Origin of the sequence: Streptococcus danieliae (assembly GCF_013415245.1) — a bacterium.
GTDB lineage: Bacteria > Bacillota > Bacilli > Lactobacillales > Streptococcaceae > Streptococcus > Streptococcus danieliae_A.
In genome coordinates, this window is record NZ_JACBXX010000164.1 from 1 (window position 1) to 19263 (window position 19263).

General features: G+C 44.2%; 17 protein-coding genes and 1 pseudogene. 14 read left to right on the plus strand and 4 right to left on the minus strand.

The genetic code is table 11. From position 1 onward, the window contains the following. Window positions 1-193: 193 nt before the first annotated feature. The gene (locus HZY94_RS08045) at window positions 194-931 is read right to left on the minus strand and encodes a peptidylprolyl isomerase (RefSeq protein ID WP_179925734.1); all 738 of its coding nucleotides are present in this window, start codon (window positions 929-931) and stop codon (window positions 194-196) included. A gap of 107 nt (window positions 932-1038) precedes the next feature. Here HZY94_RS08045 and HZY94_RS08050 point away from each other — a divergent pair, with 107 nt between their 5' ends. From HZY94_RS08050 to HZY94_RS08085, 8 genes are all read left to right on the plus strand, one after another. Then, a complete protein-coding gene (locus tag HZY94_RS08050) occupies window positions 1039-1419 on the plus strand; it encodes a VOC family protein (protein ID WP_179925735.1) in 381 nt (126 codons plus the stop codon). Further along, window positions 1416-1832 (plus strand): VOC family protein, encoded by a 417-nt coding sequence (locus HZY94_RS08055; protein ID WP_179925736.1) that lies wholly within the window; start codon window positions 1416-1418, stop codon window positions 1830-1832. Before HZY94_RS08050 ends, HZY94_RS08055 begins: the two co-directional genes overlap by 4 nt. Before the next feature lies 1 nt (window position 1833). After that, entirely contained in the window at window positions 1834-2364 is a 531-nt protein-coding gene (locus tag HZY94_RS08060) for a hypothetical protein (RefSeq protein WP_179925737.1), read from the plus strand. An 18-nt stretch (window positions 2365-2382) separates the two neighbouring features. Further along, entirely contained in the window at window positions 2383-3522 is a 1140-nt protein-coding gene (locus HZY94_RS08065; protein ID WP_179925738.1) for a site-2 protease family protein, read from the plus strand. A 114-nt stretch (window positions 3523-3636) separates the two neighbouring features. Beyond that, entirely contained in the window at window positions 3637-4980 is a 1344-nt protein-coding gene (locus tag HZY94_RS08070; RefSeq protein ID WP_179925739.1) for a hemolysin family protein, read from the plus strand. Window positions 4981-5128: 148 nt separating this feature from the next. Further along, window positions 5129-5923, plus strand: a complete 795-nt coding sequence (gene pflA / locus HZY94_RS08075; RefSeq protein WP_179923913.1) for a pyruvate formate-lyase-activating protein — start codon at window positions 5129-5131, stop codon at window positions 5921-5923. A 77-nt stretch (window positions 5924-6000) separates the two neighbouring features. Then, the gene (locus HZY94_RS08080; protein ID WP_160332638.1) at window positions 6001-6936 is read left to right on the plus strand and encodes a manganese-dependent inorganic pyrophosphatase; all 936 of its coding nucleotides are present in this window, start codon (window positions 6001-6003) and stop codon (window positions 6934-6936) included. Window positions 6937-7021: 85 nt separating this feature from the next. After that, on the plus strand, window positions 7022-7876 hold the full coding sequence (locus tag HZY94_RS08085) for an Rgg/GadR/MutR family transcriptional regulator (protein ID WP_179925740.1): 855 nt from the start codon (window positions 7022-7024) through the stop codon (window positions 7874-7876). Between the two features lie 39 nt (window positions 7877-7915). On the opposite strand, the gene HZY94_RS08090 is transcribed toward HZY94_RS08085, so the two are convergent. Further along, on the minus strand, window positions 7916-9364 hold the full coding sequence (locus tag HZY94_RS08090) for a UDP-N-acetylmuramoyl-L-alanyl-D-glutamate--L-lysine ligase (protein WP_160332636.1): 1449 nt from the start codon (window positions 9362-9364) through the stop codon (window positions 7916-7918). A 355-nt stretch (window positions 9365-9719) separates the two neighbouring features. On the opposite strand from HZY94_RS08090, the gene HZY94_RS08095 reads away from it, so the two are divergent. Then, window positions 9720-11345 (plus strand): putative polysaccharide biosynthesis protein, encoded by a 1626-nt coding sequence (locus HZY94_RS08095; RefSeq protein ID WP_179925741.1) that lies wholly within the window; start codon window positions 9720-9722, stop codon window positions 11343-11345. Window positions 11346-11509: 164 nt separating this feature from the next. On the opposite strand, the gene HZY94_RS08100 is transcribed toward HZY94_RS08095, so the two are convergent. Further along, window positions 11510-12532, minus strand: coding sequence for an IS30 family transposase (locus HZY94_RS08100; RefSeq protein ID WP_179925742.1), 1023 nt, complete (start codon window positions 12530-12532; stop codon window positions 11510-11512). Window positions 12533-12740: 208 nt separating this feature from the next. On the opposite strand from HZY94_RS08100, the gene HZY94_RS08105 reads away from it, so the two are divergent. Next, window positions 12741-14573 carry an SH3 domain-containing protein gene (locus HZY94_RS08105; RefSeq protein ID WP_160332466.1) on the plus strand — a complete coding sequence of 611 codons (1833 nt, stop codon included), beginning with the start codon at window positions 12741-12743 and terminating at the stop codon, window positions 14571-14573. 17 nt (window positions 14574-14590) lie between these two features. Then, on the plus strand, window positions 14591-15316 hold the full coding sequence (locus tag HZY94_RS08110; protein ID WP_179925743.1) for a hypothetical protein: 726 nt from the start codon (window positions 14591-14593) through the stop codon (window positions 15314-15316). A 75-nt stretch (window positions 15317-15391) separates the two neighbouring features. Here HZY94_RS08110 and HZY94_RS08115 read toward each other — a convergent pair. Beyond that, window positions 15392-16746, minus strand: a protein-coding gene (locus HZY94_RS08115; protein ID WP_160332468.1) for an IS3 family transposase whose coding sequence is annotated in 2 segments (ribosomal slippage) — window positions 15392-16305 and window positions 16305-16746 — 1356 coding nt in all. Because the reading frame shifts where the segments join, the coding sequence is not laid out codon by codon here. A 295-nt stretch (window positions 16747-17041) separates the two neighbouring features. Here HZY94_RS08115 and upp point away from each other — a divergent pair. The 3 genes and pseudogenes from upp to HZY94_RS08130 all read left to right on the plus strand — a co-directional run. Then, the gene (gene upp / locus HZY94_RS08120; protein WP_160332469.1) at window positions 17042-17671 is read left to right on the plus strand and encodes a uracil phosphoribosyltransferase; all 630 of its coding nucleotides are present in this window, start codon (window positions 17042-17044) and stop codon (window positions 17669-17671) included. 66 nt (window positions 17672-17737) lie between these two features. Then, window positions 17738-18340, plus strand: a pseudogene (locus HZY94_RS08125) (ATP-dependent Clp protease proteolytic subunit); the annotation flags it as partial. Between the two features lie 555 nt (window positions 18341-18895). Next, window positions 18896-19263, plus strand: a 368-nt coding sequence (locus tag HZY94_RS08130) for a reverse transcriptase domain-containing protein (RefSeq protein ID WP_257151889.1), incomplete at its 3' end; no start/stop codon positions are given.

Here is a 19263-nt window from a genome sequence, read left to right on the forward strand (position 1 = left end):
CTTGAATACGGTTGTGATAAGCAGAAAGTTGTTTATTTTTGAGAGCTGATTTTAATTCATTAATTTGATCTTGTGTGAATTCCATAATATCTATTATAATTCAGATTTTGATTTTTGTTAAGTATAACAACGTGGGGATTCAAAAGAGAAAGAGTATAAAAACCTCAGGCGGATTGCGTCTGAGGTTGGGGGCTCATTCGGATTGAATGGTGATTTTTTGGATGGTGATGGCTTCCTTGGGTTTATCCTGGTCATCTGTTTCAGTGGCAGCGATTTTGTCGACAACGTCCATGCCTTGGATGACCTGTCCGAAGACGGTGTAAGAGCCGTCGAGGTTAGGGTTGCCTCCGTTTTTATAGGCTTGGATGATTTTGGAGTGGTAGGTGTTGGGATCCAAGCGGCTGGAGATATCTTGGGTGTTTTGGTTGATGAAGAATTGGCTGCCATTGGTGTCGGGGCCGGCATTGGCCATGGAGACAGCGCCTCGGATATTGTAGAGGTAGGGGCTGATTTCGTTTTTAAAGCCGGTGCCTGGATCTTTTTCGCTGTCTTTGCCAGCCCAGATGGATTCACCGCCGCTGCCATCCCCCTTGGGGTCTCCGGTTTGGATCATAAAGTCCTTGATGACCCGGTGGAAGCTGAGGCCATCATAATAGCCCTCCTTGGCATGGGTCAAGAAGTTCTCGACGGCCAAGGGCGCGTATTCTGGAAAGAGTTTAAGTGTGATGTCTCCCTGACTGGTTTTGAGAGTCACGACCGGCTCCTGTTTACTGGCCTTGGTCTGCAACTGGGGAAAGTCGGTCTCTGGATTTTTGAGGACTTCTTGGAGCTGGGCGCTCAAACTTAATTCCTGCTTGGGCTGGTTCTGGTAGATGATGAGGGCCAGGGCAGCGGCACTGGCCAGTAGGGCTGCAATGAGTAGTTTTTTCATAGTTGATTTCCTTTCATGTCCTGTGCTCATTATAGCGAATGGAGGAGGGACTTTCAAGCTTTTTACGGGGATCCGTGGTATACTAAGGGTAAACGGAGGAGTACATTATGATTGACTCTTTAGGACAAGTGGTGGTCTATGTAAACGATATCGAGCAGGCAGCCAAGTTCTGGAAAGACCAGGTTGGTTTTGAGTTGGTTGAGCGCCAGGAGAATCTGGGCTTGGTTTCCTATTTGGTGGCCCCGAAGAAGGATAGTCAGGTCCAGATTGTGCTTCAGGACAAGGCTCAGGTAGCTGAATTGAGCCCTGAATTGGATTTGGGGACGCCGTCCTTTTTAATGGAGTCAGCCGACCTGGATGCAACCTACCAATTCATGCTCGATCGGGGCGTTTTGGTTATGCCCATTGTCGACTTAGGCCTGATGCGGGTCTTCAATTTTTCAGATTTAGAAGAAAACTATTTTGCAATTCGTGAGGTAAAAAAATGATTAAAAGAATGGAAGTTTATTTGGTGACGGATGGTAATGGCCAAGAGGCTGTTGAATTTTACAAGGGTGTGTTAGGTGCTGAATTGACCAGCTTGACCCTCTGGGGGGATGCGATTCCTGACGTAGCTGAGGAGCACAAGCACTTGGTCTTGAATGCGCAACTAGTGGTTGATGGGATTCGTCTGCAAATCTCAGATGAAAGTCCAGAGTATGCCTATACCCCTGGTCGCAATGTGGTTCCAACAATCATCGTGGATTCTGTCGAGGCTGCTCAAAAACTCTACGATGCTTTGAAAGAAGAGGCGCAAGAAGTGACCTTGGAATTGCAGGAAACCTTCTGGTCACCAGCCTATGCCAACTTGATTGATAAGTATGGAATCAACTGGCAAATTTCTGCAGAAGTAGAGGATTAAGATGGTCAGTTTGGTAGAACGTTATGCGGATTATCCAGTCCAACCCTTTATTTCCGAGCAGCAGGCACTGGATCACGCCCAAGGGAAGGTCGCACCGGCGGTTCCGCGAAAAAATATGGAGCCCTTAGAAGGGGAGATTGTTGCTGGTGATGTGATTCTCCTGTGGCGGATTGCCCTGGGGACGTTTACAACAGAATCGGTTTTTCCCAAGTATTTTGAATATACCTACGGGATTGACGCTCCCCGCAACTTGCAGATTCTCGAGGAACGCGGCTTGGTACGTCAGCAAAAAGCGCGTGAATCGCTGGCCCATATTAATGCTGGTCAGAAAAAGGCTATCCTCAAGAACCAAGGGGTTAAAGGGTTCTCTAAGATGAAGGCGGCAGAACTAGACCAGGCCCTCTTGGAGCAGGTTGAAGACCAGGCTCTGGAAGCTAGTTTTGACATTCGGGGCTATTGTTTGACATCTCAAGGACAGGCCCTTTTTGACCAACATGCAGAGGTTTTGGATCGTCACCCTAAAAAAGGTTAGGGTAGAAGGGAGTCGCTTATGAAGAAGGGGTTGCTGAAGGGGATTAGCTTTATCGGCTTTGTGGGAATTAGTTTTGTGTTTGGTCATCACCTGGGAGCCCTGCTAGCTAAAATGCCGGTTATTTCTCTCTGGGAGAATGAGCTACTGGATTTTCTGTATCTAGGCTCCATCCTTGTTGTTGGTTTTGTTCTTATGTGGCTGTTAGCGGTTATTCTCCATGAGCTGGGGCACTTGCTTGGCGGTCTCTTGTCCGGCTACCGTTTTATTTCCTTTCGTGTTGGAAGTAGAGTCCTAGTTCGCTGGGATGAGGGCTTGGTCTGGAAACGCTTTTCCTTAGTGGGTACAGGTGGTCAATGTTTGATGGCCCCACCAGTTTCTGAGGACTATCAAGTTCCCGTTCTATTGATTAATTTGGGCGGTCCCTTGATGAATCTTCTGTGGGCCTCTTTATGGCCTCTATCGTTAGCCTTGAAACCATCTCTAGGGAGTCTCCTCCTGTTTCTCTTTGGAGTGCTTAACCTTCTATTGTTCCTTATGACTATTTTTCCGGTGAAAGGGAAGGTCGTTGCAAATGACGGCTGGAATGCTTGGGAATTGTCTCGGAATCCAGCTGCGCGTGAAGCTCTTGCCAAGCAACTGTTGATCGTAGAAGCGATGACTAGGGGCCAGAAAGCACGCTCGCTGCCAGAGGACTGGTTTCAGGTGGCAGCTAAGTCTCCTATTGATGACTCTTTTAGTGCGTCCTTGGAGTTCTATCGGGCAATGCAGCTTATGGATAAAAAAGACTACCAAGCTGGCTCGCTGGTGATGCAGGAATTGCTGGAAAGTGATCGTCCGTTACCAGGAGTCCATCGAATCATGCTTCGTCTTGTTAGACTTTATTATAATTTACTTACGGAATCCAAGGAAGCAGATTTGTCTCTGTTAGAAGAGAAAGAAATCCAACAATTCCTCAAGGCTATGAAGGATTATCCTCTTGTTTTAACGTTGAACTATGCCTTAGCCCGTCTGTCCAAGCAAGACCAGGCAGAAGCGGCTCGGATTCGCCAGCGTTTGGACCGGGTATTAGCGACGTACCCGACCAAGGCGGAAATTGATTCAGTTCGGGAGGATCTGGAACTGATTGATCGAATTGCGGCGGGGCAGCCACTCGATTAGGAAAAATAAGAGTGGGGTAGAAGGAATTTTTGAGTTTCCTTCTGTCCCACTTTCTTGTTTTTTGTAAAATATGGTAAAATAAGCTTATCTTTACATTTTTAGGAGAAAAACACAATGGAAGATCCTAGCAGTCAGAATTTGGTAGTGCAGATTGTATTACTCTTTTTCCTGACCTTTCTAAACGCCTTTTTTTCAGCTTCTGAGATGGCCATGGTGTCGCTCAACCGTTCACGGGTTGAGCAGAAGGCTGAAGAGGGAGACCGGGCTTATCAGCGTTTGTTAAATGTCTTGGAGGAGCCCAATCATTTTCTATCCACGATTCAAGTCGGGATTACTCTGATTAATATCTTGGCCGGGGCTAGCTTGGCCGATACTCTGGGCCGCATGTTTGCGACCTGGATGGGGGGCAGCGAGACAGCCTATGCGGTCGGGAGTTTCCTTGCTTTGGCATTGTTGACCTATATTTCGATTGTGCTGGGTGAGCTTTATCCCAAGCGAATTGCCTTGAACCTCAAGGAATCCCTAGCTGTCCGCACAGCTCCAATTATTTTATTTTTGGGAAAAATTGTCAGTCCCTTCGTTTGGTTGCTATCGGCTTCCACCAACCTTCTCAGTCGTTTGACGCCGATGGAGTTTGATGATGCCGATGAAAAAATGACGCGGGATGAGATCGAATACATGCTCTCAAAAAGTGAAGAGAGCCTGGATGCGGAAGAATTGGAGATGCTTCAAGGGGTTTTCACCTTGGATGAACTGATGGCGCGTGAATTGATGGTGCCACGGACAGATGCCTTTATGGTGGATATTAAGAATGCAAGCGAAGAGAATATCCAAGCAATTTTGAAGCAAAACTTTTCACGGATTCCTGTCTATGAGGGAGATAAGGATAATATTATCGGTATTCTGCATACCAAGCGGATTTTGACCGAAGCCTTTACGGCTGGTTTTGAAAATCTGTCCTTGGAGAAAATTCTTCAAGAACCCCTTTTTGTACCGGAAACTATGTTTGTTGATGATCTCTTGACCTCCTTGCGCAACACCCAGAATCAGATGGCTATTCTGCTAGACGAGTATGGTGGAGTTGCAGGTCTGGTGACCTTGGAAGATCTCTTAGAAGAAATTGTCGGAGAGATTGAGGATGAGACCGATAAGGCGGAGCTGGAAGTTCGTGAGTTAGCGGATGGAAGTTACATTGTCCTCGGGGCTATGACCCTCAATGATTTTAACGAGCATTTTGATGTGGAATTGGAGAGTGATGATGTCGATACCATTGCTGGTTACTACATCACTACCCTGGGCAGCATCCCAGCAGAAGGGGAACGCCTCTCTGTTGATCTAGAGTCTAATGGCTACCGCCTCACCTTACGCAATGATAAGGTGAAAAGAGGTCGGGTAACCAAATTGCGTCTCCACATGGATAAAATCGAAGAAGACCTGGAAGAGATGACTTCCAAATAACTGTCAGACAAGGAGGCTAGGGGAAGATCCCTGACCTCCTTTTTGATACCTGGCAAGTAGCCTTGCTTGGAAAAGGTTTGGAAAAACTTTCCTATTTTCAAAAAAAGTGCTATACTAAATAAAGTAAAACGCTTACAGGAGGGCTGTTATGGGACAAGTAATTGATTATGGACAGGTAACAGGATACGTGCATTCGACAGAGAGTTTTGGGGCTGTTGATGGTCCGGGCATCCGCTTTATCGTGTTTTTGCAGGGATGTAAGATGCGCTGCCAGTACTGTCACAATCCAGATACTTGGGCCTTTGAAAATGAACAGGCTCAGACGCGGACAGTGGATGATATTCTGGAAGAAGCCCTCCGTTATAGGGGTTACTGGGGCAAGAATGGGGGGATTACCGTTAGCGGTGGAGAAGCCCTCTTGCAAATCGACTTTCTGATTGCCCTTTTTACCAAAGCCAAAGAATTGGGCATCCATACCACCTTGGATACCTGTGCCCTGCCTTTCCGCAACAAGCCGGAGTATTTGGAAGTGTTTGACCGATTGATGGCGGTAACCGATTTGGTGCTGCTGGACATCAAGGAGATCAATGATGAGCGGCACAAATTTGTAACCAGCCAAAGCAACCGCAATATCTTGGATTGTGCTCGCTACTTATCAGATAAAGGAATCCCAGTCTGGATTCGCCACGTGTTGGTGCCTGGCTTGACCGACCATGATGAGGACCTGAAGGAACTGGGTGAATTTGTAAAAACCTTGAAAAATGTTGATAAATTTGAGATCCTGCCTTATCACACCATGGGTGAATTTAAATGGGAAAAATTGGGAATTGACTATCCACTCAAAGGGGTGAAACCACCAACCAAAGAGCGGGTTGCCAATGCCAAGAAGTTAATGGAGACAGAATCCTACCAAGACTATCTCAAGCGGGTCCAAAAGGGCTAATTCTGAAGATTGCCACTTGGTAGAAGTCCCTTCTTTGTGTTAAAATAGTAAATGAAAATTGGAAAAGAGGTAGAAACATGTCAAAAATCTTGGTTTTTGGTCATCAAAACCCTGATACAGATGCGATTGCATCATCCTATGCCTATGCTTATTTAGCTCGCCAAGCTCATGGTTTGGATACAGAAGCGGTTATCTTGGGACAACCTAATGAAGAAACGCGCTTTGTGTTAGACTATTTTGGTGTTGAGACGCCACGTGAAATTCAATCCCTTGCCCAGGAAGGTGTTGAACAAGTTATCTTGACAGACCATAATGAGTTCCAACAATCTGCAGAAGGCATCCGTGATGTTGAAGTTTTCGGTGTTGTTGACCACCACCGTGTCGCTAACTTTGAGACTGCTAATCCCTTGTTTATGCGTCTTGAGCCAGTTGGTTCAGCATCTTCGATTGTTTACCGGATGTTTAAAGAAAACCAAGTCCAAGTACCAAAAGAATTGGCTGGTTTGATGCTGTCTGGTTTGATTTCAGACACACTTTTGTTAAAATCACCAACAACCCATGTCACAGATGTTCCTTTGGCAGCTGAGTTAGCAGAGCTAGCCGGTGTAGACTTGGAAGCTTATGGACTAGAAATGTTAAAAGCTGGTACCAATCTCTCCAGCAAAACAGCTGCTGAATTGATCGATATTGATGCTAAGAGCTTTGAATTGGGTGGGAACACTGTCCGTGTAGCCCAAGTCAATACGGTTGATATCGCTGAAATTTTGGAACGCCAAGCTGAAATTGAAGAAGCTATGCAAGCAGCTATGGCAGAAGCAGGCTACTCTGATTTTGTCTTGATGATTACCGATATTGTCAACTCGAACTCTGAGATTTTGACCTTGGGGGCAAATCCAGACAAGGTTGAAGCAGCCTTCGGTTTCACTTTGGAAAATCACCATGCCTTCTTGCCTGGTGCTGTATCTCGTAAAAAACAAGTTGTTCCACAACTAACAGCAGCTTTTGCCAATTAAAATGTGAGGAAGGTAGGTCTTGGTTGGATCTGCCTTCTTTCGCTTATAAACAATGTAAAGGGTCTATATGAAATCATTTGGAAAAGTGTTTAAACAATTTCGGCAGTCACGAGGCTTGTCCTTGCGCTCCATTGCCACAAAAGATTTATCCGTGTCGCAATTATCGCGGTTCGAAAATGGCCAGTCCGATCTCACCATCTCGAAGTTTAAAATTGCTTTAGATGAAATCAATATGCCCATGTCTGAATTTCTCTATGCGGTTCAAGACTTTAAACGTGATGAGTTGCAGGAATTACTGCACCAGATGGATATTTATGTGCTTCAAAATGATGTTGTCAGCATGCGCCACCTCTTGGAATCTAGACCTGTCAAACCCCGGCTAAGACGCTTGTTTTATGAATTAAACACGATTATCATTAAAATCAAACTGGAAGAAATGACCGGAGATCCGGTTGTGTCTGAGCGTGATTTAAGTGTCTTGACGGATTACCTAATTGGCGTTGAGTATTGGGGCTACTATGAATTACTGCTATTTACCCATTCCATGCACCGTTTTCGCCATGCGCTGTTTATGACCCTGTCCAAGGAAATGATCTCACGGTCGGAGTTTTATAAGGAGCTTCCTCTCAATCGCCGGATGATTAATTATTTGGTCTTGGAAGCCTTTGTGCTATCCTGCGAACGTCAGGAACTCATTGACGCCCAGTACTACCGAAAATTCATCAAAAATCATCACTTTGAAGAGCGGGATATGTTTGAACGGATGGTGGTTCAATATGGAGAAGGAATGTTTGAGTTCTTCTTTCATGATGAACGTAAAGGATTGATGCAGATGGAAGCTGTGATTGAGTCCTTCCGTGCCCTGGGAAGTATTCATTTAGCCCAGTCCTATGAAAATCGGGTTCGGGCAGCGCAAAAGATTAAAGCTACTAAAAATTAGCCATCGTAAAAAGGAACCACAATTGGTTCCTTTTTACGATTATTCAAGTGCTTGGACGACAACTTGGGGGTCGCCGGGATAGGGGATTTTTTCCCCTTGGACAATTTGAAAGGCATCCGCTCCTTTACCAGCAATGATAATGGCATCCTCACTCTGATACTGTTGGCTCAGAATTTCTTGGATGGCTGTTTCGCGGTCGGCAATGATGGTTACAGGGCGGTGGAGGTAGCTGGCGATTTCCTGGGAAATGGCCACGGGATCCTCATAGTTGGGATCGTCTGCGGTGAGGACGACCTCAAGGTCTGGGTAGTCGTTTAAGAGAAGGCCAAAGTCCTTGCGGCGGTTTTCTCCCTTGTTGCCAGTGGCACCGAGGATGAGGGCGAGCTTGCCCTTCTGGTAGTGGGCCACGGTATCGATTAGCTTTTTCAGACTATCACCATTGTGGGCATAGTCAATAAAAATTTTAGCTCCAGAAGGATGGGTTAAAACTTCCATCCGACCATCAACCTTGGTTTGGGCGATACCGGCTTGAATGGCTGCTGGACTTGCTTCTAGCTGTTGGCAGGCCAAGCCAGCGGCTAGGGCATTTTCTTGATTAAAGTCACCAATTAATTGAATATCATAATCGCCAGCGAGAGGACCACCAACCTTGAAGTGAAAGGCCGCAGATTCTTCAATGGTATTGGGACTTCCCAGGCCATAGGTTGTGTGCGGTTGGTCTTGAATCGAATCCAAGAGAAAGTCGCTATGATCCATTTGCTGGTTCAAAATGAGGAAGCGGCTGTTGGCTAGGAGCTGCCGCTTGTGGTAGAAGTAGTCCTCATAGCTAGGATGTTCAATCGGCCCAATATGATCGGGGCTGATATTGAGAAAGACGCCGACATCAAAAGTCAGGCCATAGACCCGCTTGACCAAGTAGGCCTGACTGGACACCTCCATAATAAAGTGGGTACGGCCATGGGCGACAGCTTCGGCCATCATGGCAAAGAGATCCAGACTCTCAGGAGTAGTTAGTTGCGATTTGAAAAAATGGACCCCGTCCAGCGTTGAGTTCATGGTTGAAAGCATGGCGGGTTTCCATTCTTGCTTGAGAATGTTGAAAGCAAAATAAGCAGCCGTTGTTTTCCCCTTGGTCCCAGTAAAAGCTAAGAGCTTGAGCTTTTTCTCGGGGTGTTGGTAAAATTCCATCGCAATCAGGCTCATGGCCTGTTTGATATCATTGACCAAAATCACAGGAATGGCGACTTGGTAGTCAATCTCACTGACATAGTAGCGCAAGCCTTGCTGGATGGCAGCTTCAAGGTATTCGGCTTTAAACTGTTGCCCCTTGGCAAAAAAGAGGGTGTGTTCAGAGACCTGGCGACTATCATAGCTCAGCTCTTGGAAGGTCCAATCGTGGCCTCGATAGTGGAAGGTATCCTGGTCGACAATAGCACGGAAGTTATGGTCCGCTTGTAAAATTTGTAAGGCGGTTTCAAGTTTCATCATAGCCCTATTGTAACCCTTCTGGTGTGCTTTTACAAGTCAAAGATGATTGCCTTTTTTTCGTTAAAATCTTGGAGGGACTGGGCCTTCATGCTATAATGGTACTAGTATTTTCGAATAGCTTAGACTCATTTAATTTCAAATTTTGATGTTGTCAAGCCTCCTTGATGAACCTAAGTTCTACCTTCGTCGGCTTTCCTAGTCAATTCCTTGAAATTATTCGAGTATTCAAATTTTGATTTTAATTAGGTATTAGACTCTTTCGAGTTTTCTTCATACATTGTAAGTTTAGGTCCTATGATGAGAACGAGTTTGAGAGCTTATTTTAATTTGGAAGTAGTATTAAAAGGGGATTAGAATGAATGACCAACAAGCGCGTCAGCAGGAGCTGATGCTGAAGGGAGCGGCTTGGATGACCGCTAGTAACCTCATTAGCCGCCTGCTCGGGGCCCTCTATATTATTCCGTGGTATGGCTGGATGGGAGCTCATGCAGCCGAGGCTAATGGTCTCTTTACCATGGGCTACAACATTTACGCCTGGTTCCTCTTGGTCTCAACCGCAGGCCTACCAGTAGCGATCTCCAAGCAGATTGCCAAGTACAATACCATGGGGCAGGAGGACAAGTCCTTTGCCCTAATCAATCGTTTTTTGAAATTGATGTTGATTCTTGGTTTGGTCTTTGCTGGTCTTATGTATCTAGCCGCTCCTCTCTTTGCTTCGGGTTCGGGAGTTGGGGCTGAGTTGACCCCCGTCATGCAGAGTTTGGCTTGGGCTGTGCTGATTTTTCCGGCCATGAGTATTATCCGCGGTGTTTTCCAAGGTTACAGCAATATGCGGCCCTATGCCATGAGCCAGATTGCAGAGCAGGTAGCCCGGGTCATCTGGATGTTGCTGGCCACCTTCCTGATCATGCAGCTGGGCAATAAGGATTATGTGGCAGCCGTTACCCAATCCACCTTTGCCGCCTTTATTGGGATGCTGGCCTCGATGGCGCTTTTGATTTTTTCGCTTAATCAAGAAGGGCTCCTACGCCCCATCCTTGCTGCCTCTGGTCAAAAACTGGAAGGTGGCAGCCAATTGGTATTGGAAACGCTCAAAGAAGCAGTGCCTTTTATTATCACAGGGTCAGCCATTCAGCTTTTCCAGATTATTGACCAAATGACCTTTATTAATGTCTCCCGCTGGTTTACCAAGACCTCGGAGACAGAGCTGCTGGTGCTTTTTTCTTACTTCTCAGCCAATCCCAATAAGGTCAGCATGATCCTGATTGCGGTTGCTTCCTCTGTAGGCGGAGTAGGGATCCCCCTTTTGACAGAGAACTATGTCAAAAAGGACCTGGCAGCCGCAGCCAAACTGGTCATTGATAATCTCAGTTTGCTGCTGACCTTCCTCATTCCGGCAACGCTAGGTTCCCTATTAATGGGGCGGGCCCTCTATACCTTCTTTTACGGCCAGCCAGAAGGAGCAGCCCTAGACCTATTTGTGTGGGCCATGTCCTTTACCCTCCTCCTAGGCCTCTACACCGTTTTGGCGCCAATGATTCAAGCCCTCTACCAGAATCGCTTGGCCATGCTTTACTTCCTTTACGGCTTGGGAGCCAAACTAGTCTTGCAAATTCCATTTATCTGGATCTTTGGTTCCTATGGCCCACTCCTGTCAACCGGAGTAGCCTTAGTCCTCCCCTGCTTCCTGATGTACCGCACGATTCATCAGGTCACACGCCTCAATCACAAGCGCCTGATGAAACGTGTGGTTCTAGTAACTTTAATGACACTTATTATGTCGCTCGTGACCATGCTGGCCCAAGCCCTCTTGTCCCTGGTGATTGGAGTCAACAGCCGTTGGGGCAGCCTGTTACACCTAATGATTGTGGGTGCTATTTCCGTCTACGTTTACGCTTGGATGGCCCTCAAAAGCAACCATTTGGACCGGGTCATGGGCAGCCAGGCCAACCGTTTGCGCCGCTTATTACGAATCTCTTAACATTAGCTGGGCCTGTCCCAGCTTTTTTTGATGGAAAGGGATTTGTTTATTGGGAATCAGTAGGTGGTAGAAAGAGTGTTTTAGAGGAATTTATCTTTTTAAAAATATTTCTTGAATTGTCAACTCAAGTGCAATAAGTCAGCTGCTTCCTAGAATTCTATGGATTAAGCTGTTTGAGCTAGCTCAAACAGAAATTTCGCAGTTTTGTAATGATGAAGCCGTCTAGGTCTCTCGTTGATAGCTTCTAGATACTGAGAGAGTTCTTCATCTGTTAGTGGATTGAGAGATTGCCCCTTGGGGATAAATTCTCTGAGGAGTCCATTGAAATGCTCATTTGTCCCTCTTTCGTGCGATGAATAGGGATGAGCAAAATAAACATCAACACCCGTTAGTTCTGATAAGAGACTAAATTCAGAGCCGTTATCAGATGTAATGGAAGTAATAGGATATCTTTCAACCCAGTCCTGCACAATTTTCTTGATAGTTTCTGATTGTTTGTTCGGTAACTTACAGGCCAAGGCAAAGCGAGTCTGACGTTCCACTAACGTCATTACAACGGCCTCTCCTCGGGTCTTTTTACCAAGTATCAAATCAATTTCCCAGTGTCCAAATTCAGAACGGTTGTTGATACTTTCTGGTCGTTCCTCAATGGATTTTCCAAGAACTTTCTTGTTGATTTTGATTCCAGATCGAGTCCGTTTTCTGCTACTTACCATCTTTGGTAAATCAATCGGTTTAATGGGTAAACGGTTATCTAGTATGTAGCGATAAATAGTCTTAGTTGACGGGATGACTTCTGTTGGGTGTTCTTCTTTATACTCATGGACAAAGGAATCTACACTATGACGGCGAACCTTGGCTTTGACAGCTTTTTCAAGCTTCTCAAAGAAAGTTGATGAGCACTTGTCTAGTTTCAGCCAAACACTCTTTTTGCGATTTTCTTCGTAGACAAGCTGAGCTCTATCTGCAAAATAAGCCTTGTAATAAGTCAGTTTTCCATTCTTATCTTGAACTTGAGTCACTGCACCACGCTCGATTTCCCGGCAGATTGTTGAACGGTGACGACCTAATAATCGGGCAATCTCAGCAGGTTTCTTGCCTAGTTTGAGATAAGCACTAATTTCACCACGTTCGGAAGCTGATAAGTGAGAATAAAGATACTTTTTGGTAGAATGAGTTTGAGACATGTTCATCTTCTTTCTATACTGTTTTGGCGAACTCTAGTATAGCAGACGAACATGTCTTTTTTGTTGCACTTCATTTTACAACACGGCTTTAAAAATATTTTGATATTTTTTTCACAAAAACACTAGACGGGGCACTTGATTTATGATACACTTATTGTGTGAAATAAATCACTAATTATTTTAAGTGAATTTTTTAGGAGGTTCATCCATGGAAAAGATGTCAGTACAAAATCGTGTTCAAAGATTTTCTTTTAGGAAATGTTCTTTTGGTCTTGCGTCTGTCCTACTAGGATTTTGGTTAGTTTCAGGAACTAGTAGTGTTTACGGAGATGAGATGAAGGCCAGTGATTCAACAACTGTTGGAGTTGTGACTACTGAGACATTAGTTGAACCTCCGATGACCAGTGAAATTATTTTAGATCAATCTGCTAGTATCGTTGTAGAAAATGTTGAAGTTCCGAGTGTAAGTACTGAACTGGTAGAGGTTAAAGAAGTACCTGTCGAGACAGTAAATGTATCGAAAGTTGATTCCATTGATCTAGCTACTTCTGTAGAGGTGGAATTGAAATCAGTAGCTGTCAATACAGTTCAGGAAATGAAAGATGGGAATATTGCTCCTTCTCCTGAAGCAGATTCGGTTGAGAAACTAGCACCTGTAAAAGCTACTGAGGATATTAAAGTTTCTGAGCCATCTGAAGCTGTTGCGAAAGTGAAGAATGTTCTAGAAGATAAGAGCGAATCCTCTATCTTGGATAGCATTCCAAAAGTGGGAGATGATGAAGCCCCTCAGGTTAAGTTGGTTGGAGACGATGAAAAACCTTTGGATAAAGCCCGAATAAGAAGAAGTCGGTTTAGAGTTGCTGGTGTTGAGAGAGGAACTTATATAGGGGATAATTATCCTTGGAAGCATGGTAATACCTACACTGATCTTGATCGTTGGGGATATCCTGTACGGCAATGTACTTCGTTTGTTGCTTTTAGATTGGCAGAAACAAATGGATTTTCCAATGTTGGTTATTTAGGTAATGGAGCAGATTGGGGAATCAATGCAGCTTCGCGTGGAGGGTATGTTGATAAAGTTCCCGCAGTAGGTTCTGTAGCATGGTTTGGTAGAGGGGTTTTTGAAGCTTCTGATATATATGGACATGTTGCTTGGGTAGCTGCTGTTGAGGGAAATAATGTTATTATTGAAGAATATAACTTTAACTGGAGCCAAAATTATCATAGAAGAAGTATCCCTATCTCATCTGTAAGTGGTTTTATCCATTTTAAAGATTTAGGTGGTCGAGTTGCTACTCCAACTGTTCAGAAGAATGCAGGGGAGCTAGCTCCTAGTGGAACTTATCATTTTACAACAAAATCATTTATTAAGAGTGAGCCACGAGTTACAGCGACTGATGTAGCTTACTATGATGTGGGTATGTCCGTGAATTATGATCGTACTTTAGAAGCGGATGGACATCATTGGATTAGTTATATCTCTTCTAAAGGAGGTCGTTACTACATTTCTGTCGGTAAAGCATCTTCGAAAACAGCAACAGTTGTAACACCTGTTTCAAATAATTCAGTAGTTACTGTCAGCAGTTCTCTTCCTGCAAGTGGCACCTATCAGGTTAAAGAAAAATCTTTTATTAAAGCTGAACCTAAACTATCAGCTGCGGATTTGGCTTACTATGATGCGGGATCATCCGTGAACTACGACAAAGTTTTGGAGGCAGATGGCTACCGCTGGATCAGTTATTTATCTTTCCAAGGTAACCGTCGTTATATAGCCATTCAGGCATTAGAGGCATCTAATCCGTCAGCTGCTAATCAATCTAATGTTGTAGCTTCCTCAAAAGTATCCTTACCTGCAAGTGGTAGCTATACATTTACTCAAAAATCCTTTATTAAAAATGAGCCACGCCTGTCAGCTGAAAATATTGCTTATTATGATATTGGGATGTCAGTAAATTATGATAAAATAGTATCAGGTGATGGACGAGACTGGTTGAGTTACATCTCAGGTTCAGGAGTTCGTCGATATATTGCACTTCCTTAAGATTAGGAGACAACATCATGAAAAAATATGGTCTTTGCTTATTGGCTGTCCTTGCTTTGACAGCTTGTACCCCAGCTAAAGAAGCTGATGTTAAACCCGCTGTAAGTTCTTCAAGCAGCCAGAAGCTTGTGAAATCGAGCCAAAGCAGTTCCTCTGTCCAAAAGAAACAAGAGCAGAAAATGCGTCCGTCTTCTTCTGTTAAGCCTGCGGTTGCCGGAGAAGGAGTGGAGAATCAATCTGCTGCCTCTAAAGTGGAAGCTGGTGTAGGAGCTAGTGCCGGCGCTATGTCTCAGGGGACAGGTGTCGGAGCATCTCAAGAAACAGGTGTTTCAACAGATGTGTCTACAGGTGGAGAAGCAACAGGTTCTACTGTAGGGGTTCCGGCTCAGACCACTGGGATTCATGGGGAGTCCTTGGTTGCAGGTGATTTTTCAAGTATTGCTGGAATCTGGCAGGATGAATTTGGCAATCAGCTCTATGTTCAAGCAGATGGCACTGTTGGAGTGGTGATGGCTGAATCAGAGGCTATTCCGGAGCTTGAGCGTGTAAATCTGACTCGGGAACTGTTCTTGTATCCGGAGGTGGGAAGCTGGGATGGCACAGCGTATTTTGGTAGATTTGCAAATGATGCTCATACTAGTGGGTTACCTTATGTTTCTATAAATGCCGAAAATGGGACTTTTGACTTGATTGCGGCACAGTCCACAAATACGTATACTGGAATCTTTACTCGGGTTGAGTAAATTCATTGAAGATTAAAACAGGCTTTGGGCTGAGGAGAGTGGTCCTGAACTGACCCCCAAAAGTTGGACAAATAGTTATTGAAAGGATTGAATCCTGTATTGCACAGGACTCAGTCCTTTTAATTTTACCTTAATTCTTTTGTTGTTGTAGTAATCAATGTAATCACTAATAGCCTGTATCAATTCATCAATACTCTTGAAACTAGACTCATAGCCATAAAACATCTCTGTTTTCAGCACTCCGAAAAAGGATTCCATCATTCCATTATCTGTACTATTCCCCTTACGAGACATAGAAGGACGCACTCCTTTCGATTCGAGAAATGAATGATAGCTATTGTGCTGATACTGCCAACCTTGATCACTATGAAGGATACAGCCACCATAATTACCGTCTGGAAAAGCAGCTTCAAGCATATCTTTTACTTGTTTTAGATTTGGTGAAGTGGAAAGTGTGTGGGAGATGATTTCACTGTTATAACCATCAAGGATTGGCGATAAATACAACTTCTGTTCACTACTAGGAATGGCAAATTCAGTCACATCTGTGTAACATTTTTCATATGGTCTATCCGCTTCAAATTGACGTTGAATGAGATTATCAGCCTTCTTACCAATCTCTCCTTTATAGGAACTATATTTCTTCCGATTCCGACGAATGCGTGCTTCTAATCTTAGCTCTTTCATGATTCGTTGAACCTTCTTATGGTTTACAAGATAACCTTGATTTCGCAATTCCATCGTAATCCGACGATAGCCATAGTTACCCTTGTGTTCATTGAAAATTTCTTTGATAAGTTCTCGTAATTCACTATCCTTATCTGGAAGTTCTAGCTTCTTTAAATGATAGTAGTAGGTTGAACGGGCCAGTTTGGCTACTAAAAGAAGATATTTTAATTGGAAATTTTCTTCTAAGAGTTCCTTTATTACTTCTGTTTTCGTTCTCGCTTGGCTTCGGCTTTCAAACGAAGCTCCCTCAACTTTTTTAGGTAAGCATTCTCCGTTCTAAGGTATTCAACCTCGTCTTTCAAGCGTTCCAGCTCAGTTTGATGATCAGGTTTAGACGCCTTTGTTTTTGCCATTTTTACGGATTTCCTTCTTGTTTTCTCAACAATAGTATACCCGTTTTTCTTGAAATCAGCTATCCAATTAGGAAGAGTTCCTCGATTGGGCAAAGCATATTCGAGTGAAACTGATAACGCAGATTCACCTGCAAGTGGGACTCGATCAATCATTTCTTTTTTCAATTCAGGTGGGTAATATCGATTCTTTCCCTTTTTAACCGTTTCAACTCCGTGTTTATCCATTAAGGAAACCATATATTTAAGGTTAGATTGATTAACATCAAACTTCTTAGACAGATGTGGCCATGAATACCCTTCTTTTCTTAAGTGATAAATTTCAAGTTTATCTTCAAATGATAATTTCATAAAAATACACCCCAATCGTTAGATTTTGTGTCTAACATTTGGGGTGCATATCATCCAGGCCGGTTTTTTATTGATACTCATTTAATTTCAAATTTTGACGTTGTCAAGCCTCCTTGATGAACCTAAGTTCTACCTTCGTTGGCTTTCCTAGTCAATTCCTTGAAATTATTCGAGTATTAAAATTTTGATTTTAATTAGGTATGAACTGGAAAAATCTGCTTTTGGGGCTTACTTTGGAAAGCTTTTCAGGGGTGTCTGTGATATAATGGAAAAAATTAAGAAAAGAGGAACCATGATGTCTAAAGTTCAAGTCATTGCGCATCCGTTGATTCAACACAAATTGTCCATTCTTCGTCGGACGGATACTTCTACCAAAGCCTTCCGGGAATTGGTAGATGAGATTGCGATGTTGATGGGATATGAGGTTCTTCGAGACCTTCCCTTAGAGGATGTTGAAATTGAGACGCCGATTACAAAAACGGTTCAGAAGCAGTTGGCAGGTAAAAAATTGGCCATTGTTCCAATCCTTAGGGCTGGTATCGGCATGGTTGATGGGTTGTTGAGTTTGGTTCCAGCGGCCAAGGTAGGTCATATTGGAATGTACCGGGATGAAGAGACGTTGCAACCGGTGGAATACTTGGTGAAATTGCCAGAAGATATTGATCAACGTCGAATTTTTGTGGTTGATCCAATGTTGGCAACCGGTGGTTCAGCAATCTTGGCGATTGATTCCTTGAAAAAACGTGGGGCTAGCAATATTACCTTTGTGTGTTTGGTTGCGGCTCCTGAAGGGGTGGCTGCCTTGGAAGAGGCCCATCCAGAGGTTCCAATTTTGACAGCTGCCTTGGATGAACGCTTGAATGAGCAGGGTTATATTGTTCCTGGACTTGGCGATGCAGGGGATCGACTTTTTGGAACCAAATAAGGGGTTGAAAGTTGACCTTTACTGACCATTTGGGTATAATGAAGTCATTCTAGTAAAGAAGGAGAATACAGAATGATTCCTGTAGTTATTGAACAAACGAGTCGTGGTGAACGTTCCTATGACATCTATTCACGACTATTAAAAGATCGAATTATTATGCTGACGGGACCTGTTGAAGACAGCATGGCTAACTCCGTTATTGCCCAATTGTTGTTCTTGGATGCGCAAGATTCAACCAAGGATATTTACCTCTATGTAAATACCCCAGGTGGATCTGTGTCAGCAGGTTTGGCGATTGTGGATACCATGAACTTTATCAAGGCTGATGTTCAAACAATTGTGATGGGGATGGCAGCTAGCATGGGAACCATCATTGCTTCCAGCGGTGCCAAGGGTAAACGTTTCATGTTGCCCCACGCGGAATACATGATTCACCAGCCAATGGGTGGTACTGGTGGTGGTACTCAACAAACGGATATGGCGATTGCCGCTGAGCATTTGCTAAAAACGCGTCATACCTTGGAAAAAATCTTGGCAGACAATTCTGGTAAACCCGTGGAGCAAATCCACAAGGATGCGGAACGCGATTACTGGATGAGTGCTGAGGAAACCTTGGCTTATGGTTTCATTGATGAAATTATGGCCAATAACCAATTGCCACAAGCTTAATCGATCGCAGAAAAGGAGGTTGGATTGCCAACCTCTTTTCTGTACGACGGGCATGTCGTATATCTGAGGTGCAAGTCCTCTGTGGGCACCTGCTACCGGTGAACCCAATAGCGACTCCCAAGCCTGACTATCGTGAGGTAGCGGGGAGAGGAAGGGATAGCGAAATCGTGGCTCTACGAACAGAAATGTGATATGAAGGCGTATGTAGTGGATGAGGAGGCTGAAAACTCTAAAGTCCCAAAAGGTAGTCGTAACCTATATGCGTAGATCACGAGAGTAAACGAGGAAAGATATACGACTTATCCCGTGAGGTCTCATGAGCGTCGTAGACGTAGTAACAACGAATCATGAGAAGTCAGCCGAACCCATAGTAGTGATGAAGTTTCTGTAATGGAAATGGAGCGAAGGGGCGAACAATTAACCGAAGTAATCCTACTTCACTTGTGTCTGTAAAAGAACGGTCTGATAGAACTGGAGACGGTCACGTATTGACTAGGAGAAGGTTCACGAATCTAAGATGTCCCTCAGACACCGAAACAAGAAAGGAATACGCACATGTCAGAATTGCTAGATAAGATATTATCTCGGAACAATATGCTTGAAGCCTATCATCAGGTAAAAAGAAACAAGGGTTCTGCTGGTATCGACGGAGTTACCATTGAGGAAATGGATAATTTCCTACGGCAACATTGGCGAGAAACCAAGGAACTTATAAAGCAGAGGAAGTACAAACCTCAACCAGTTTTACGAGTTGAAATTCCTAAGCCAAATGGTGGCGTCCGAAATCTTGGAATCCCTACAGTCATGGACAGAATGGTACAACAAGCGATTGTTCAAACCATCAGTCCAATCTGTGAAAGACACTTCTCAGAGTATAGTTATGGCTTTCGTCCCAATCGCTCTTGTGAGACAGCTATTATTCA

Bases quoted from the DNA above. Each gene is read 5' to 3' on its own strand.
- HZY94_RS08045 (WP_179925734.1), bottom strand. From the start codon at position 931: ATGAAAAAACTACTCATTGCAGCCCTACTGGCCAGTGCCGCTGCCCTG.
- HZY94_RS08050 (WP_179925735.1), top strand. From the start codon at position 1,039: ATGATTGACTCTTTAGGACAAGTGGTGGTCTATGTAAACGATATCGAG.
- HZY94_RS08055 (WP_179925736.1), top strand. From the start codon at position 1,416: ATGATTAAAAGAATGGAAGTTTATTTGGTGACGGATGGTAATGGCCAA.
- HZY94_RS08060 (WP_179925737.1), top strand. From the start codon at position 1,834: ATGGTCAGTTTGGTAGAACGTTATGCGGATTATCCAGTCCAACCCTTT.
- HZY94_RS08065 (WP_179925738.1), top strand. From the start codon at position 2,383: ATGAAGAAGGGGTTGCTGAAGGGGATTAGCTTTATCGGCTTTGTGGGA.
- HZY94_RS08070 (WP_179925739.1), top strand. From the start codon at position 3,637: ATGGAAGATCCTAGCAGTCAGAATTTGGTAGTGCAGATTGTATTACTC.
- pflA (WP_179923913.1), top strand. From the start codon at position 5,129: ATGGGACAAGTAATTGATTATGGACAGGTAACAGGATACGTGCATTCG.
- HZY94_RS08080 (WP_160332638.1), top strand. From the start codon at position 6,001: ATGTCAAAAATCTTGGTTTTTGGTCATCAAAACCCTGATACAGATGCG.
- HZY94_RS08090 (WP_160332636.1), bottom strand. From the start codon at position 9,364: ATGATGAAACTTGAAACCGCCTTACAAATTTTACAAGCGGACCATAAC.
- HZY94_RS08095 (WP_179925741.1), top strand. From the start codon at position 9,720: ATGAATGACCAACAAGCGCGTCAGCAGGAGCTGATGCTGAAGGGAGCG.
- HZY94_RS08100 (WP_179925742.1), bottom strand. From the start codon at position 12,532: ATGTCTCAAACTCATTCTACCAAAAAGTATCTTTATTCTCACTTATCA.
- HZY94_RS08105 (WP_160332466.1), top strand. From the start codon at position 12,741: ATGGAAAAGATGTCAGTACAAAATCGTGTTCAAAGATTTTCTTTTAGG.
- HZY94_RS08110 (WP_179925743.1), top strand. From the start codon at position 14,591: ATGAAAAAATATGGTCTTTGCTTATTGGCTGTCCTTGCTTTGACAGCT.
- upp (WP_160332469.1), top strand. From the start codon at position 17,042: ATGTCTAAAGTTCAAGTCATTGCGCATCCGTTGATTCAACACAAATTG.